Origin of the sequence: Mesonia maritima, from assembly GCF_042433895.1 — a bacterium.
In the GTDB taxonomy this organism is placed as follows: Bacteria; Bacteroidota; Bacteroidia; order Flavobacteriales; family Flavobacteriaceae; genus Mesonia; species Mesonia maritima.
This window is the reverse complement of the sequence record NZ_JBHLUA010000012.1, coordinates 728,539-743,921: the sequence shown is the minus strand read 5'-3', so window position 1 is coordinate 743,921 and position 15,383 is coordinate 728,539. Positions and strand designations below refer to the sequence as shown.

The 15,383-nt window shown below is 33.9% G+C and carries 14 protein-coding genes; 3 read left to right on the top strand and 11 right to left on the bottom strand.

The annotated features are described in order from the left end of the window. Nucleotides 1–66: 66 nt before the first annotated feature. From ACFFGL_RS10275 to mutY, 5 genes are all read right to left on the bottom strand, one after another. The gene (locus ACFFGL_RS10275; protein ID WP_309726335.1) at nt 67–966 is read right to left on the bottom strand and encodes a DMT family transporter; all 900 of its coding nucleotides are present in this window, start codon (nt 964–966) and stop codon (nt 67–69) included. A gap of 78 nt (nt 967–1,044) precedes the next feature. After that, on the bottom strand, nt 1,045–1,656 hold the full coding sequence (gldD, locus tag ACFFGL_RS10270; RefSeq protein ID WP_309726337.1) for a gliding motility lipoprotein GldD: 612 nt from the start codon (nt 1,654–1,656) through the stop codon (nt 1,045–1,047). Further along, on the bottom strand, nt 1,653–2,987 hold the full coding sequence (locus ACFFGL_RS10265; RefSeq protein WP_309726339.1) for a gliding motility-associated protein GldE: 1,335 nt from the start codon (nt 2,985–2,987) through the stop codon (nt 1,653–1,655). The genes gldD and ACFFGL_RS10265 overlap by 4 nt, the downstream gene beginning before the upstream one ends. A gap of 19 nt (nt 2,988–3,006) precedes the next feature. Next, nucleotides 3,007–3,486: a single-stranded DNA-binding protein gene (locus ACFFGL_RS10260; RefSeq protein ID WP_309726341.1), complete on the bottom strand. Its 480-nt coding sequence runs from the start codon at nt 3,484–3,486 to the stop codon at nt 3,007–3,009. A gap of 40 nt (nt 3,487–3,526) precedes the next feature. Beyond that, nucleotides 3,527–4,588, bottom strand: coding sequence for an A/G-specific adenine glycosylase (mutY, locus tag ACFFGL_RS10255; protein ID WP_309726342.1), 1,062 nt, complete (start codon nt 4,586–4,588; stop codon nt 3,527–3,529). A 136-nt stretch (nt 4,589–4,724) separates the two neighbouring features. Between mutY and ACFFGL_RS10250 the strand changes: the two genes are divergently transcribed. The 3 genes from ACFFGL_RS10250 (at nt 4,725) to ACFFGL_RS10240 (ending at nt 7,431) form a co-directional block, all read left to right on the top strand. Next, nucleotides 4,725–5,015, top strand: coding sequence for an HU family DNA-binding protein (locus ACFFGL_RS10250; RefSeq protein WP_309726343.1), 291 nt, complete (start codon nt 4,725–4,727; stop codon nt 5,013–5,015). A gap of 286 nt (nt 5,016–5,301) precedes the next feature. Then, nucleotides 5,302–6,840: an Rne/Rng family ribonuclease gene (locus ACFFGL_RS10245; protein ID WP_309726344.1), complete on the top strand. Its 1,539-nt coding sequence runs from the start codon at nt 5,302–5,304 to the stop codon at nt 6,838–6,840. Nucleotides 6,841–6,996: 156 nt separating this feature from the next. Further along, on the top strand, nt 6,997–7,431 hold the full coding sequence (locus ACFFGL_RS10240; RefSeq protein ID WP_309726345.1) for a regulatory protein RecX: 435 nt from the start codon (nt 6,997–6,999) through the stop codon (nt 7,429–7,431). Between the two features lies 1 nt (nt 7,432). On the opposite strand, the gene ACFFGL_RS10235 is transcribed toward ACFFGL_RS10240, so the two are convergent. From ACFFGL_RS10235 to bioB, 6 genes are all read right to left on the bottom strand, one after another. Then, a complete protein-coding gene (locus tag ACFFGL_RS10235) occupies nt 7,433–8,626 on the bottom strand; it encodes a PepSY-associated TM helix domain-containing protein (protein ID WP_309726347.1) in 1,194 nt (397 codons plus the stop codon). Between the two features lie 57 nt (nt 8,627–8,683). Further along, nucleotides 8,684–9,907, bottom strand: a complete 1,224-nt coding sequence (locus ACFFGL_RS10230) for a DUF4374 domain-containing protein (protein ID WP_309726349.1) — start codon at nt 9,905–9,907, stop codon at nt 8,684–8,686. A gap of 55 nt (nt 9,908–9,962) precedes the next feature. Continuing rightward, on the bottom strand, nt 9,963–12,293 hold the full coding sequence (locus ACFFGL_RS10225) for a TonB-dependent receptor (protein ID WP_309726351.1): 2,331 nt from the start codon (nt 12,291–12,293) through the stop codon (nt 9,963–9,965). A gap of 196 nt (nt 12,294–12,489) precedes the next feature. Continuing rightward, nucleotides 12,490–13,371: a cupin-like domain-containing protein gene (locus ACFFGL_RS10220; RefSeq protein ID WP_374708748.1), complete on the bottom strand. Its 882-nt coding sequence runs from the start codon at nt 13,369–13,371 to the stop codon at nt 12,490–12,492. Between the two features lie 8 nt (nt 13,372–13,379). Then, nucleotides 13,380–14,234, bottom strand: a complete 855-nt coding sequence (locus ACFFGL_RS10215) for a cupin-like domain-containing protein (protein ID WP_309726355.1) — start codon at nt 14,232–14,234, stop codon at nt 13,380–13,382. A 19-nt stretch (nt 14,235–14,253) separates the two neighbouring features. Further along, on the bottom strand, nt 14,254–15,348 hold the full coding sequence (bioB, locus tag ACFFGL_RS10210; protein WP_309726357.1) for a biotin synthase BioB: 1,095 nt from the start codon (nt 15,346–15,348) through the stop codon (nt 14,254–14,256). Nucleotides 15,349–15,383: the final 35 nt, after the last annotated feature.

Below are 15,383 nucleotides of genomic sequence, written 5' to 3'. Positions count from 1 at the left end.
AATTTTTTAATTGATTGTTATGGAAGTATCTATGACGAAGTAAATAAAAAGAAATCAAAACTTAAATTATGCACTTTTACGCTTAGCGGACTTCGGCTTCCTATTCGCAAAATAAACACCTAATAAAATTACTAATCCAGATAAAGCTTGCAACCAATTAAATAATTCGCCATCTAAAATTCCCCAGGTTAAAGCCACCACTGGAATTAAATAGGTTACTGAAGTTGAAAAAACCGGTGTCGAAATTTGCACCATTCTATTAAATAAAAGTTTTGCTATTCCTGTTCCAACTACCGCGAGAATAGCAATGTAACCAATTGACAATTGGGTGGTTTCATTTTGAAGTCTTTCCGCAGTAAAAAAATCGCTTTGCCATAAAATAACCACAGAAGGAAGCATCAGAATTAAAAAACAACCCACCGTTAAACTCAATACGGGAACTTCTTGCAAATAGCGTTTAATAATATGCACATTAAACGCATACATTGTCGTAGCGACTAACGGCAATAAAGCATACCAATAATTCTGGTTTTCATTAATACTCGCGCCGGCAAGAATTAACGAAACAGAACCCACCAACCCAATAATTACGCCTAAGGTTTGATTTGAAGTAGCTGAAATTTTAAAGAAAACAACACCAATAAGCAGCGCTAAAATAGGAACTGTAGAATTTAATATAGAAACAATTGCGCTGTCGACTTCCATTTCCGCGAAAGCAAAAAGAAAAGCAGGAAAAAAACTTCCTAAAAATGCAGAAACGGCAATCCATTTCCATTGTGGTTTTTTAATTTTTCGAACACTTCGAGGACCGATTATGAATAAGAAAATCCCGGCTAAAAAAGTTCGCAACGCACCTAATTGAATTGGCGTTAAACCCACCAATCCCTTTTTTATGAGAATAAATGAACTTCCCCAAACTAAGGCTAACGAGATTAAGTAAACCCATTTTAAATGTTGCTGCTTCATCGAAATTTCGCTTTTTAAAGCTGCAAAATTCCGATTAAAATTCGAATTGAACGAATGGAACTATAAATCTTTAGGAGATTATTTCCACTCTACTGTTTCCATTAAATGCCGAATATCTTTTTGAAGATAAGCTGCCGCGGGAACAATAGAATCGAAATTTGGTTTTGCCCGAAAATAAATAGAACCGGTTAAAAAATGATCCGTACTATCAGTTAAATAAAATTGTGCTTGCGAAGCCGCGTCGCCTTTTACTTCATAAAACGTTCCGTAGGTTTTGTGTTTATCATTTATGTAGGTGTCGCCTTCAATTTCATCAGCTTTTATGGTGTGCTCTAACGGAAGTTTTTGCGCATCTATCAATAGTTTTTTCAAATTATCGCGCACCGGTTGGTAGGTTATAAAAATAGTTCCTTTCATATCGGGATATTCAATATCTATCCAACACGGATTTCCAGAACGTGCCGGTTTTACAACTGAATTTCTATTTACCTGAAACGTGTAAGGGCAATTAGAGCTTACTTTGTCATATTCCGCTTCAGGATATTCCAACGCCAAATATGCTTTTGGTTTAGGTTTTACAGCTTCTTCACAAGAAAAAAGAAAAAACAATACAAAAACGGCTAAAAAACTGTTTCGTTTTGAAGCAAATTTAGGTGTAGTTAAATCTCGTTTTTCGAGTAAATTTTTCATGTATTAATGCTGAATTTTACTTGTTTTATACGCTTATCGTCGATTACTTCTATGGTAAACGTATAATTTTCTACTTGTATTGTTTCATTTTTCTGCGGAAAGCCTCCGGAAATTTCTAATAAAAATCCGGCTAAAGTTTCGGCTTCGCCTTTTTGATCTTCAAATAACTGAATTTGATCTTCTTCAATTTTGGTGACTTTATAAAAATCTTTTAACGATGTTTTTCCTTCAAAAACAAAAGTATTTTCATCGAGCTTAGAGAACACTAAATCCTCATCATCAAACTCATCGCTTATATCGCCTACAATTTCTTCAATAATATCTTCCAAGGAAATTAATCCGCAAGTTCCACCATATTCATCGACTACAATTGCTAAGTGATTTTTTTTGATTTTAAAATCGTTCAGCAAATCGTCTAATTTTTTATTTTCCGGCACAAAATAAGGTTCGCGCAAAAGCGATTTCCATTCAAAATTTTTCTCTTCTAAATACGGAAGCAAATCTTTGATGTACAAAATACCTTGAATATTATCGACACTTTCTTCATAAACCGGAATCCGGGAATAACCGTGCTCGACAACTGCTTCTAAAACCGTAGCGTAACTTTCAGTAATGTTTAATGCAAAAATATCCATCCGCGGACGCATAACTTGCTTTGTTTCTGTATTTCCGAATGAAACGATTCCTTTTAATATTTTCTGTTCTTCTTTTGTAGTGTCTTCTTCACTGGTTAATTCCAAAGCTTGTGAGAGTTGATCGACAGAAAGATTAGATTTTTGTTTTCCTAATCGATTATGAATTAAAACGGTTACAAAACGCATCGGCAAACTAATTCCGCTTAAAGCTTTATCTAAAAAACCGAGCGGATACGCCATAAAATGTGAAAACAGTACTTTATTTCTACTGGCGTAAATTTTAGGAAGAATCTCACCAAACAATAGAATCAAAAAAGTAGCGACACCAACTTTCAATAAAAAAACGACATCTAAACTGAAATAATATAAATTGAGTTGTGTATCTATAGCTTCGAACCATTGATCAGAAAGGGATTCGAATAATAAAACCACGGCGATATTCACAAAATTATTAGCGACTAAAATGGTAGCTAATAATTTTTTGGGTCGGTCTAATAACCGAATTAAAATTTGCTGTTTTGAAGAAACTTTACCGTCTTCTACCTGAAAATCTGCCGGCGTGAGCGAAAAAAGCGCTACTTCTGAACCAGAGATTAACGCGGAAAAAATTAACAGCACCATTAGCATTACTATACCTACGATTTGATAGTAACTAAAGGCTAAAAAAATTAGTAAACTGGAAGGATCTGGGTCCAAAGGTTGGCGTTTTTGTTAACTAAAATGGAAGGTCGTCTTCCTCTTCTTCATTAAATGATGTAGGCGCAGAAGGATTTTGCATTTCCGGCTTTTGAGATTGCGCAGGTTTTCCTCCTTGAGCATTTCCTGGAGCCATTCCACCGCCCGTATTACTTTGTTCTTTTGGTGTTAAAAACGTAAATTCTAAACACTGAATTTCGGTTGAATAACGGTCCATTCCTTTATCGTCTGTCCATTTTCGGGTTTTAATTCTACCTTCAATATAAACTTTATCCCCTTTAGAAAGGTATTTTTCGCAAACTTCAGCAGCTTTATTTCTAACTACAATATTGTGCCATTCGGTATTACTAACCCGTTCTCCTGTAGTTTTATTTACATAATCTTCATTTGTGGCAAGTGGAAATCTACCAATACAACCGCCACCTTCAAAATAATGCATTTTAACTTCGTCTCCCGTATGCCCGATAAGCATAACTTTATTTAGTGTTCCTGATGCCATAACTTTATAATTCTTGTGTAGTAAATGTAAGGAAAAAGAATTATTTGCTAAAATGGAATGCTTCAATAAATTTTTCTAGCAAAACCGGAACCGCAAAAGTTTCGATGGTAGAAAATTGGGTAGCGATTATGGGCTTTTCAAAAGCGACCGGAAAATCTTCAACTGAAATAATCCAAAATTTTGCAAATAATTTCTGGTGCGAAAGTACATGTTTTATCGGTTTATTATTGTACAATCGAATATTTTTAAAATTCTTACCCACGAGTTTTTCTACCTCGGGATGGTTTGTAAAGGCTTCTTTTTGAATTTCTTCTGAGGTTTCTAGGAGTGGGAATTCGTATAAATTCTTCCAAATTCCTTTTCCTGTTCTTTTCTGAAGTAAGGTTTCATCATTCTTTTTAAAAACCAAATAATTAAAATGTCGTGTAGTTACTTTAGTTTTTTTTAATTTAACGGGAAGTGAAGCTGTTTTTCCTTGCTGAAAAGCCACACAATTTTTCTGAAACGGACACGATTCGCATAACGGATTTTTTGGTTTGCAATGCAACGCGCCAAATTCCATTAAGGCTTGGTTGTAATGTTTCGGGTCTTTTTTATAGAGCATTTCTTGCGCCAAAGCTTTAAACTGTTTTACACCTTCAGTAGAATTTATTGGAGTTTCTACACCAAAATAACGCGCTAAAACCCGATAAACATTGCCATCGACAACCGCGACTGGTTCGTCATAACAAATGGAAGCAATCGCAGCAGCGGTATAATCGCCAACGCCTTTTAATTTTTTTAAGTCTTTATAATTATCGGGGAAAATTCCGTTTAATTCTTCGGCTACATATTTTGCGGTGAAATGTAAATTTCGAGCGCGAGAATAATAACCCAAACCTTGCCACAATTTTAAAACGTGTTCTTCTTTCGCGTTAGCGAGATCGAAAACTGTCGGAAAATGTGCTATAAATTTTTCATAATAAGGTAATCCTTGCGCAATTCTTGTTTGTTGAAGCATAATTTCGCTTAGCCAAATGTTATAAGGATTGCTTGTTTCGCGCCACGGAAGGCTTCTTGAATTCAGTAAGTACCAGTTTAACAACGTTTTATGAAAATCCATAGAAATAACTCTTAATTTGCAATAATAAAAGTTTATTGCGTTACTATTTAAAGGATTAGGCTTGATTTATTGAATTTTAAATTAGTATATTTGCCCCCTTGAAAATATAAACCCTATATAATAAAAAAATTGTAAGATGACGAAAGCAGATATCGTAGCAAACATTTCAGATAAACTAGGAATGGAAAAGGCAGACGTACAAGCTACTATTGAAACCTTTATGGAGGAAGTGAAAAATTCTTTAGAAAGTGGAGACAATGTTTACTTAAGAGGATTTGGAAGTTTTATTATCAAAACACGTGCTGAGAAAACGGGAAGAAACATCTCTAAAAATACAACTATAAAAATACCTGCTCACAATATACCGGCTTTCAAACCTGCTAAAGTATTTGTAGAAGGTGTGAAGACAAACGTAGAAGTAAAGTAACTTAAAATATTTATTAATTTTAAACTCATAATTTATGCCAAGTGGTAAAAAAAGAAAAAGACATAAGGTAGCAACGCACAAGCGTAAAAAAAGAAGAAGAGCTAACCGTCACAAGAAAAAGTAGTTTTCACACTACTTTTTTTAGTTAAAATGTTCATTGACAACGAAGTTTTTTAAAAAAACTTCTTCAGGATTTTTAAATTAAAAACCCTGTGATAAATTTTGTTTAATCCATCTGTACTTACCTTTTGTGGGTATAGATAAAAATCTAATTAGCAGGAATGATATGAATAAAGAATTAATTATTAGATCAAATTCCGATGCTGTTGATTTTGCCTTATTAAAAGATGGAAAACTAATAGAATTACATAAAGAAAACGATAACAGTAATTTTGCCGTTGGTGATATATTTCTCGCCAAAATAAGAAAAGCTGTTCCCGGGTTAAATGCCGCATTTGTAAATGTTGGCTATGAAAAAGATGGTTTTTTACACTATCACGACCTAGGACCAAAAGTATCGACTTTATTAAAATTCGTAAAACGTGTAAGCACAGGTAAACTAAAGGATTTTTCTTTAAAAGATTATCCTTTTGAAAAAGAAATTGATAAAGACGGAAGTATAACCGATGTCTTAAAATCAAATCAATCGCTATTAGTACAAATAGTAAAAGAACCTATTTCAACAAAAGGGCCTAGAATAAGCAGCGAACTTTCGTTTGCAGGAAGATACATCGTGCTTGTTCCTTTTTCTGAACGCATCTCGATTTCTCAAAAAATTGAAGATAAAAAAGAAAAAGAACGTCTTAAGAGATTGGTAAAAAGTATTAAACCTAAAGGGTTTGGCATTATTGTTCGTACAGTAGCAAAAGGCAAAAAAGTAGCAGAGCTGGACAAAGACTTACAAAACTTGATGAGTCGTTGGACAGGAATGTGTAAAAAACTGAATAAGGCTCAACATCCGGCGAAAGTATTAGGAGAACTAAACAGAGCAAGCTCACTTTTAAGAGATATGTTCAACGATAGTTTCACTTCTATTTGTACCGATGATGACGCCCTTTATTCTCAAATTAAAGACTACGTGAGTGAAATTTCACCAGAAAAAGAGTCTATTGTAAAAAAATATCAGTCTAAAGTCCCAATTTTTGAAAAATTTGGAGTAGAACGGCAAATAAAAACCGCTTTCGGTAAAACAGTTTCTATGAGTAAAGGCGCCTATTTGGTGATCGAACACACAGAAGCAATGCATGTTATCGATGTAAATAGCGGAAATCGCAGCAATAAAGCTAAAAATCAAGAAGAAACCGCTCTAGAAGTGAACTTGATTAGCGCTTCTGAAGTAGCTCGACAATTACGATTGCGAGATATGGGCGGAATTATTGTAGTCGATTTTATCGATATGAACGATGCCGAAAATAGAAAAAAGCTTTATAACCACCTTCGCGACGAAATGAGCGACGATCGTGCCAAGCATAAAATTCTACCGCCTACAAAATTCGGACTGATTCAAATTACCAGACAGCGTGTAAGACCGGAAATGAATATTAAAACAAGGGAAGAAAATCCCAATGGAGACGGAGAAATCGAAGCTCCAATTGTTGTAATAAATAAAATAAACGCCGACTTACAAAAACTTATTAAAAAAGACTACAAAAAGCTGTCCATTAGTGCACACCCTTTTGTAGCTGCCTTTTTAACAAGAGGCATTCCATCACCCAGAAGTAAATGGTTTTTCGATCATAAACGTTGGGTAAAAGTATTACCTAGAGATGCTTACACGTATCTTGAATATCACTTTCACGATAAAGATGGTGAAGTGATTATTTAAAATTTAATAAACCCCATTTAGGATGTTCTAAATGGGGTTTTCTTTTTTACTTTTACTTTAGAAGTGAAATTTTAATTTTCTTCGTTTTATCTGAATAGGATTTACTTTACTTTGAACACACATAAAACATATACGTTACAAGAAGCGACCGCCAAAATGATGAAATTTTGCGCCTATCGCGAACGTTGCCATAAAGAAATTGAACAAAAACTCATAGAAATGCATATGATTCCTGAAGCGCGACAAGAAATTATTTATAAATTAATTACAGATGATTTTTTAAATGAAGAACGCTTCGCAAAAAGTTTTGCCCGTGGAAAATTCAATATAAAAAAATGGGGGAAAGTCAGAATTAAACGAGAATTAAAACTAAGAGAAATATCTCAATTCAATATAAATAGTGCGCTAAAAGAAATTTCTGAAAAAGATTATCTTCAAACTTTTCATCAACTTGCAGAAAAACGTTGGAATTTTATTAAAGAAAAATCGATTATAAAAAAGAAAAAAAAGCTAGCCGATTATTTATTCTATAGAGGGTGGGAATCGCACTTAGTTTATGAAAAAATTCATGAATTGGCTTCTTCAAACTAATTTAAGAATGTTTCTTTTTTGTTTTTTTCTTTTTATTTAGCCAAACTAAAAAACCGGTAATTGGTAAGCTTGCGCAAATTAAACTAATAAAAAATGCTAAGATTTTACCTGGTAAACCTAAGGCCGCGCCAATATGCATATCATAATTTAAGGAAACTAATTGATCTGCAAAATCTGCTTCTTCAAAACGAGAACCTTTAACTTCAAATTGTTCTAGCGTATATTGATCGTAAAAATATTCATTTTTATTGTAAAATGAACCGTGATCTTGGTAAGCAACTATTTCAATGGCGTCGTCTTCATCTCTAATCGTAGGCGACATATACATTCCTTGAACATTTGGTTCTTGGGCGATAGTTCTGTACCAAGCACGATCTAACACCGAAATAGTATCATTTTCAATTAAATTCTTTTGAGCAATATCTGAATGTGGATGATGATGTTCTGGTTTTTCTTCTCCGCCGGAAGTAACATAATATAAAGAATCTTCAAACCATTCGAAACTCCAAACTAAACCAGTTATTCCAATTACAAAAGCAAAAAGTAAACTGTAAAATCCTAAGACATTGTGTAGATCATAATTTATGCGTTTAAAAGTTCCGCGCCATTTTATATTGAAACTTTTTTTTCGGTTGCTTTTCTTCCAGTTTTTAGGCCACCACATTACCAAACCGCTAATCAATAAAAACACAAAAATTAGTGTCGCAACTCCTACAATTGGTCTGCCTATTTCGTAAGGCAACCACAAAGCTCGGTGACCATCGATTATAAAACGGAAAAAATCGAAATTTCCATCTCCAACGAGTTGTTGTTTTTTTATGAATTCGCCGGTATATGGGTTTAAGAAAACTGCCGTAAAATGTCGTTTTCCATTAACGCGTTCGCTAAAACCAACTGCTGCAGCTCCTTCTTTATTGCTATAAGTTAAACCAGAAGGTTCTACAATTGGCATGTAAACTTTTGCAGTATCTACTAACTGACTTGGCGGCACAAATTGTTTATTTTGTACCTCAACAAAACGCCAAGGTTCTAACGCGTCTTTTATTTCTTGCTGAAAAACATAAATACAACCGGTAAGGCTGACAATAAAAATAATTATACCAGAAAATAATCCTAGCCATAAATGTAGCCAGTCATTCAGTTTTCTAACTGAACTTTTTTTAGATTTTTTCTTGTTATTTTTTGTCTTCTTCATAAGAAATAAAAAAACCGGCTTGCAAACTTAAACAAGCCGGTAATCTTTAAGTGAATTTTATAATTTAAAAATACCCGCGGTAAAATTCGCTTCTACTTTCGCTCCTTTTTCAGCTTGAAGGGTTTCGGTATTTATTTTATAAATATAATTTCCATCGTCTGTAATTGGAATACAAGTATAAATAGTATTCCCTTCTTGAAGTGCTACTAATCTTCTTCCTAAACCTAGATGTTCTGGGATATTAGCAATAGTTTGGATGGTTTTCGCTTCTAAATTTATTACAGCAGATTGTGATGGTCCGTCCATCCATCTGTCTTGTTGACTTCTTTCTGCGGTATTAATTTCCGCATAAGCTTTTCCGTTTTCTAAATATTTTAAACGAACTACGTTTCCACCACCGCTTGCACTTTCAACATCGAAAAAGTAATCTTGGTCAAAATCTGTTTCACCGCTATTAATTTTTAAGATTCCGCTTGGTTTAGTAGATTGACTAAATCCGTTTGCTGGATTTGAATGAGAAATCGCATAAATATTTCCATCTTCATCTTTTATTAATCCTGATTTCACAAGAAATCCACCAATCGGTCCTACGCGATCGTCGGTAATTACTTTTTGAAATTCTAATTCAGGATAAGAAAAAACAGCTACTTCAGCTTGATCTGTATAATCTGTTGCATAAGAATCTGGATCACTAATATAATAACTTAAGAATAAATGGCCGTCGGCAACTACCATTCCTGAATAAGAAGGTCCTGTTAACGAAGTAAATTCTGAAACTTGTACGTTTTTAGTTTCTGTGGTATTAAGTGAGTTTTTATTGAATTTACGAAACGTGATTATATCTGATGCATTATCCATACTTATAGAAACCAATGTATTATTATCTGCTTTAATAATATCTTCTAATTGTTGGCTAAAAGAAACATCGCCTATCTTCACTAAATAATCTGAATCATCAATTGTTCTTTTTCGCATTCCTGCAACATTTACATCATCTAAACCACCGATGCTGTAAATCGTTTCTTCAATTTGTGTAAAATCGAAATAACCGGGTTGTTCTATTCCAGTACCTTCAGCACTTAATGTTCCTTCCATTATATTTTCAAAAGGAACGGTGTAATACGTATAATTATCATCACTTCCTTGGTAAGATAAGGATAAAACATACGGTTTATCTTGAGCTATGATTTTTTCAAGAACCTCTGGTTCATCTGAGGTGTTATCATCATCGCTACTACAAGCTGTAAAAGAAAGTATTCCTACAAAGCTTAAAAAAGCCAAGCTTATTTTTTTAAAAGAATTTGTTGAAAACATATGAACTATTTATTTATAATTATTAATTGATTGCGTATCTAAATTTTACGTAGAAAGCTCTACCCGGTTTTTGTAATCTGAATTTATCATACAAAACAGCATCGGTTAGGTTTCTACATTCTATGCCAATATTATATTTATTTTGCTGAAAGCTATAGACCAACTCCAGATCGTGAGAACTTTGTTGCGGAATAATAGCTTTATTGTCTCTGCTCCCAAATCTTGCCCAGCTGAAGAAAAACTCTTCCACGTAATTGTATCGATACGTGAATTGAAGCTGAGAATTTTCGACACCAACATCTTTAAACCTTAAACCGGCAGTGGCATTTCCAAATAAATAAGGCTTGTTAGGAACTCTCGCTCCTTTCAGAAAATTTTCTTGATAGCCGGAAAATTCACTATAAATTTTATCGGCTTGATCGGTTATGTTTTGATACGTTACGTTGGCTCCGATATTAAATAGTTCTTTCCAGCTATAATTAACGCTTCCTTCTACCCCAACGGTTCTTGCTTTATTTAAATTTCTACTGGTCGATTCGATTCCTTGAACGGTTTCATAAATTAAATTTTTTGAATCTCGATAAATGAAATTTCCTTCTATACCAAGTTGGTGAATTGTATTAAAGGTTTGGTTGTAATTTAATCCAACATTATAATTATTACTTTCCTCAGGTTTTAAAGCCAAATTAGGTTGTGTATTTAAACCATCACCTAAAATTTCGGTTGGTGTTGGTAATCTATAAGCGCGTTCAAAAGATGCTTTTACTTGTAAAGTCGGCAAAATAAAATAAGAGCTGGCAATTCCGTAGCCGTAATTATCTTTGTTGGCTGTAGAAGTTCCTTCTAAATCTTCGTTAAAACTTTCGACTTTTAAAAAATAGGCTTTTCCGAAAAGGGTAGTGCTCCATTTTTTATCATAGTCGAATTTATAAGCGAAGCCTGCAATATTCTTATTCACTTTACTTGAAAACTGATAGCGCAGTCTATCCGGGTTAATTTCATCTCCAGATTCTCTTTTGAAGTTTTGCAACGAATAATTTAATACTACTGAATGTTGATTATTGAATAAATAACTGGTGTTAAACTGCGTAGAAAATTCAGTATTATCGAATGTAAGCAATCTTCTTTCTCCCGATTCCGCATCGGTTTCCGAAGGAATTTCATTTTCAGCAGGTGTAAGAACTTCTCCGTACCAATTAAATTTTTTACCCGTTAAGGTATCAATCGTTTTTTGTTCAATTATACTGTAAGCGCTATTTAAACTCACATCTAAACCTTCCAGAAAAAGATCTCGTTTTGTATATTTTAAAGTTGGAATAAAAGAACTGCTTTCTCTCACGACTCCGCCATAGGGAAGATTCATGGTTTGCCCATTTTGAATTTGATTATCATCTCCGGAAGCAATGATTCCGACTAATAATTGATCTGCAAACGAAGTGTTTACCCAACCTGTTTCAAAATTAGCGGTTAAGGAACGATAACGATCGTGAAACCTTCTAACTTCTACGCCTTTTTCAACAACAGTTCCGTTATAATCTCTAATATCGGCGATAACATCATAATCATTATCAGAATAATTATAGTTTAAATTTCCTCGAACCGTAAATCCATTTTTCTTTACAAACGAACCATTTACGGAAGCTCGATGCGTATTAAATGAACCAACTGAATAAGAAGCATCTAAAAAATCTATTTTTTGATTGGTAATAATATTTACCGCTCCGCCTAAAGCATCAGTTCCCAACCAAACAGGAACAACGCCTTTGTAAACATCTATTCGCTCTATAGAATTCACCGGAATACTCGCTAAATTGAAGGAAGAGCCAAAATTATCCATCGGAATTCCGTTGAGAAAAAACTTTACTTGATCTCCTGAAAAACCGTTTAAAGAAAAATCTAAATCTGAACCTAAACCACCATCCTGTAAAATTCGAACTCCCGGCACGCGATTTAAAACTTGTTTAGCATCTGATGTAGTGTTGTAAAATTCTTTAGCGGAAACAGAAGTAACCGCATAGGATTGCTCATTTATTTTACGAATAGCCGATTTCCCTTCTAATTTTACGCTTCCCATTTCAAAAGGTGCGTCTTCTAACTTAAAGTTTAGCGTTAATTGTTCGCCCTTTTTTATATCAATTTCCTTCTGAATGGTTTTAAAACCTAAAAAACTCACTTTAAGCGTATGTTTTCCTGAAGAAATATTATTGATGCTATAAAATCCGTTTGAATTGGTAACTACGCCTCTATTCTCGCCTTCCAAAATAACATTCACACCTTCTAATGCTTTTCCGGAAACGGTTAGGATTTCTCCTGAAACACGAGTATTTTCAAAGTTTTGAGAAAATAAATTCACCGAACAGATCACAAAAAGTGAAAAGCAAAAAAACTTATATAAAGAATTCGAATGCGGCAAAATTTAGATTTATTTAGATTTATTTTAAACTGCCGCAAAAATAATACAAAATTAGATCTAGCGAAACTTATTTAGACTAATTCTATACGATTAATGTTAATTTTTGATTAGAGAATTGTTAGGTAAAATATTCCTATTAAAAAGGAAGCTTGTTTTTCTGATGCGTCTTTTTATAAGCCATTTCATCTTTATAATCTATCCACGCTTGTCCTTTTAATTTTCGCATTAAATTATCATAATGGCGCATTACAAAAACGTTATAAGCTGCTTTTGCCAAATGTTTGGGCTTTTTAGGAATTGAACGTAAGCTCATAGAAAAACCTGCCGTTTTATAATGCATATAATGCCAATAGCCTTCCGGCATATAAAGCGCTTCTCCATGAGATAAATCTGCGACAAAACCTTTTGCTTTTTTTAACGCCGGCCATTTTTCTAAATCTGGATTCGAAAAATCGATATCTTCTCTAGAAATTAATGCATGCGGAACTTTATAAAGATATTTAGATTCTGAAGGCGGATAAATTAAACAGCGTTTTTTTCCGTGGAAATGAAAATGCATAATATTCGCATAATCAATATCATAATGCATAAATACTTTTGAATCTTCACCGCCAAAAAATAAAAATGGAAGTTGCTTCAGAAATTTTAAACCAATATCGGGATAGCTAAAATCGTTCTGAAGCGAAGGAACTTCTTTTAGCAAACTATATAAAAAAATTCGGTAATTAGTCGGTTCGTTTTTTAAAAGATGAATGTATTCTTCCATCTTCATTTTTGCGTGTGGCTCGTTAAATTTATATTCTGAAGAAGCCGGACGATCGTCAAAAAGCGGAACGGTTTTATCTCCTGTAACTTCGGCTATATAATCTAAATTCCATTTGTCGTAAGCGTCCCAATCTTTAGTTAACTCTTCAATTACCAAAGGTTTTTGAGGCTTTACATAATTTTCTATAAAATCTTTTTTACTAATAGTTTTTACGCGTGGAATTTCTTCAGCATATAATCCATTAACTTTCATCATTCAATCTATATATTTTTATGCGTACGCTTTACTGCTAACTTATTTTTATAATCAACCCAACGTTGTCCGCGTAATTTTCTCATTAAATTATCAAAACTCATCATAAAAACAATATTTTTAAACACTTTTGTGAGTTTTGAAAAACTTCTGGGTAAGGCGCGAAGTGTCATTGAAATACTCGGACTTACATAACGAATATAATGCCAATACCCGCTAGGAATATACAAAGTTTCTCCAGCCTTTAGCCGAACTTTATAACCTTCTAACTTTTTTAAAGCGGGATATTTTTTAAAATCTGGGTTATCCATTTCAATTTCTTCAATCGTCACTATTGAAAAAGGAACGTGATAAAGGTATTTTTTTTGATCGTGAGGAAAGAGTATAACTTCCTTTTCACCGTATAGGTTGAAATGCATATTTTCAGCAAGATCAACATCGTAATGAGTTAACACTCTGGCTCCTTCACCACCAAAAAACAACACCGGTAATTTCTTAAAGAATTTTAAACCAATATCGGGATAACTAAAATCTTCTGTTAGTTTGGGACACTTCTGTAAAACATTGAAAAAGAAAATACGAAGATCTGTAGGACCTTTTTTTAACAACTGAATATATTCCCGCATCGGTAAACGTTTTGCCGGTTTTCGGGAATTCTCGTTTCCTTTTGCGGGTTCGCTATCGTAAAGCGGAACTACTACGTTGCCAACTTCTTCAGCAAAATAATTTAAATTCCATTTTTTTCTTGCCGGCCAGTCTTCAGAAAGCTTTGTTAAAACTAAGGGTTTCTGCTTTTTTACATAATTAGTAATAAATTCAGTTCCCGTAATTTTATCTCTATAATCTATCTCCTTCAACTTCATTTCGCACCCAAAATTATACCTAAGCTTTCGCTTTCTTTCTTTTTTCTTGAGCCTCTACGTTTTTTTCAATTTTATGCCCTGGACGCGACCATTTTGGTTTTTCTCCCAATGATTGATGAACCGAATCTGCTGCTTCTACACTTTTTCGTTGACTGTGTTTTTCGAATGGTTTTTGAACATCTAAACCTAATTCTTTAAAAAGTTGCATATCTTCAGTAACATCGGGATTTGGAGTGGTTAATAATTTGTCGCCCGCAAAAATTGAATTTGCTCCCGCGAAAAAACACATCGCTTGTCCTTCTTTACTCATATCGGTTCTACCCGCAGATAAACGAACTTGCGTTTGTGGCATTACAATTCTGGTAGTTGCTACCATTCTTACCATTTCCCAAATAGAAACTTTTTGTTGCTCTTCCATTGGTGTTCCTTCTACCGGAACTAAAGCATTAATTGGAACTGATTCCGGTTGCGGATTTAATCTTGCTAAAGCAACTAACATTCCTGCACGATCTTCTTCTTTTTCGCCCATTCCTATAATTCCACCACTACAAACGGTAACATTAGTTTTGCGTACGTTATTTAAGGTTTCTAGACGATCTTCGTAACCGCGTGTAGAAATAACCTCTTTGTAATATTCTTCTGAAGTATCTAAATTATGGTTGTATGCGTATAATCCAGCTTCTTCTAATCGTTTTGCTTGATTTTCTGTCACCATTCCTAATGTACAGCAAACTTCCATATCAAGTTTATTGATGGTTCGCACCATTTCTAACACATTATCGAATTCTGGTCCGTCTTTTACATTTCGCCAAGCCGCACCCATACAAACACGAGAACTCCCGGAAGCTTTTGCCCGTAATGCTTGTGCTTTTACTTGCTGAACACTCATTAAATCATTTCCTTCGATATCGGTATGATATCGTGCTGCTTGCGGACAATAACCGCAATCTTCGGGACATCCGCCGGTTTTTATAGAGAGTAAGGTTGAAACTTGAACCGTATTTGGATTATGATATTTTCGATGAACTGTTGCTGCTTCATACAATAATTCCATTAAAGGTTTATTGTAAATTTCAGTGATTTCTTCTTGAGTCCAGTGGTGTTTAATTTCCATATTCTTTATCGCTTAGATTTCAAAAATAGTAAAAG

Excerpts from the sequence above, each read along its gene's own strand:
- ACFFGL_RS10275 (WP_309726335.1), bottom strand. The coding sequence starts at position 966 with ATGAAGCAGCAACATTTAAAATGGGTTTACTTAATCTCGTTAGCCTTA.
- gldD (WP_309726337.1), bottom strand. The coding sequence starts at position 1,656 with ATGAAAAATTTACTCGAAAAACGAGATTTAACTACACCTAAATTTGCT.
- ACFFGL_RS10260 (WP_309726341.1), bottom strand. The coding sequence starts at position 3,486 with ATGGCATCAGGAACACTAAATAAAGTTATGCTTATCGGGCATACGGGA.
- mutY (WP_309726342.1), bottom strand. The coding sequence starts at position 4,588 with ATGGATTTTCATAAAACGTTGTTAAACTGGTACTTACTGAATTCAAGA.
- ACFFGL_RS10250 (WP_309726343.1), top strand. The coding sequence starts at position 4,725 with ATGACGAAAGCAGATATCGTAGCAAACATTTCAGATAAACTAGGAATG.
- ACFFGL_RS10245 (WP_309726344.1), top strand. The coding sequence starts at position 5,302 with ATGAATAAAGAATTAATTATTAGATCAAATTCCGATGCTGTTGATTTT.
- ACFFGL_RS10240 (WP_309726345.1), top strand. The coding sequence starts at position 6,997 with ATGATGAAATTTTGCGCCTATCGCGAACGTTGCCATAAAGAAATTGAA.
- ACFFGL_RS10235 (WP_309726347.1), bottom strand. The coding sequence starts at position 8,626 with ATGAAGAAGACAAAAAATAACAAGAAAAAATCTAAAAAAAGTTCAGTT.
- ACFFGL_RS10220 (WP_374708748.1), bottom strand. The coding sequence starts at position 13,371 with ATGAAAGTTAATGGATTATATGCTGAAGAAATTCCACGCGTAAAAACT.
- ACFFGL_RS10215 (WP_309726355.1), bottom strand. The coding sequence starts at position 14,234 with ATGAAGTTGAAGGAGATAGATTATAGAGATAAAATTACGGGAACTGAA.
- bioB (WP_309726357.1), bottom strand. The coding sequence starts at position 15,348 with ATGGAAATTAAACACCACTGGACTCAAGAAGAAATCACTGAAATTTAC.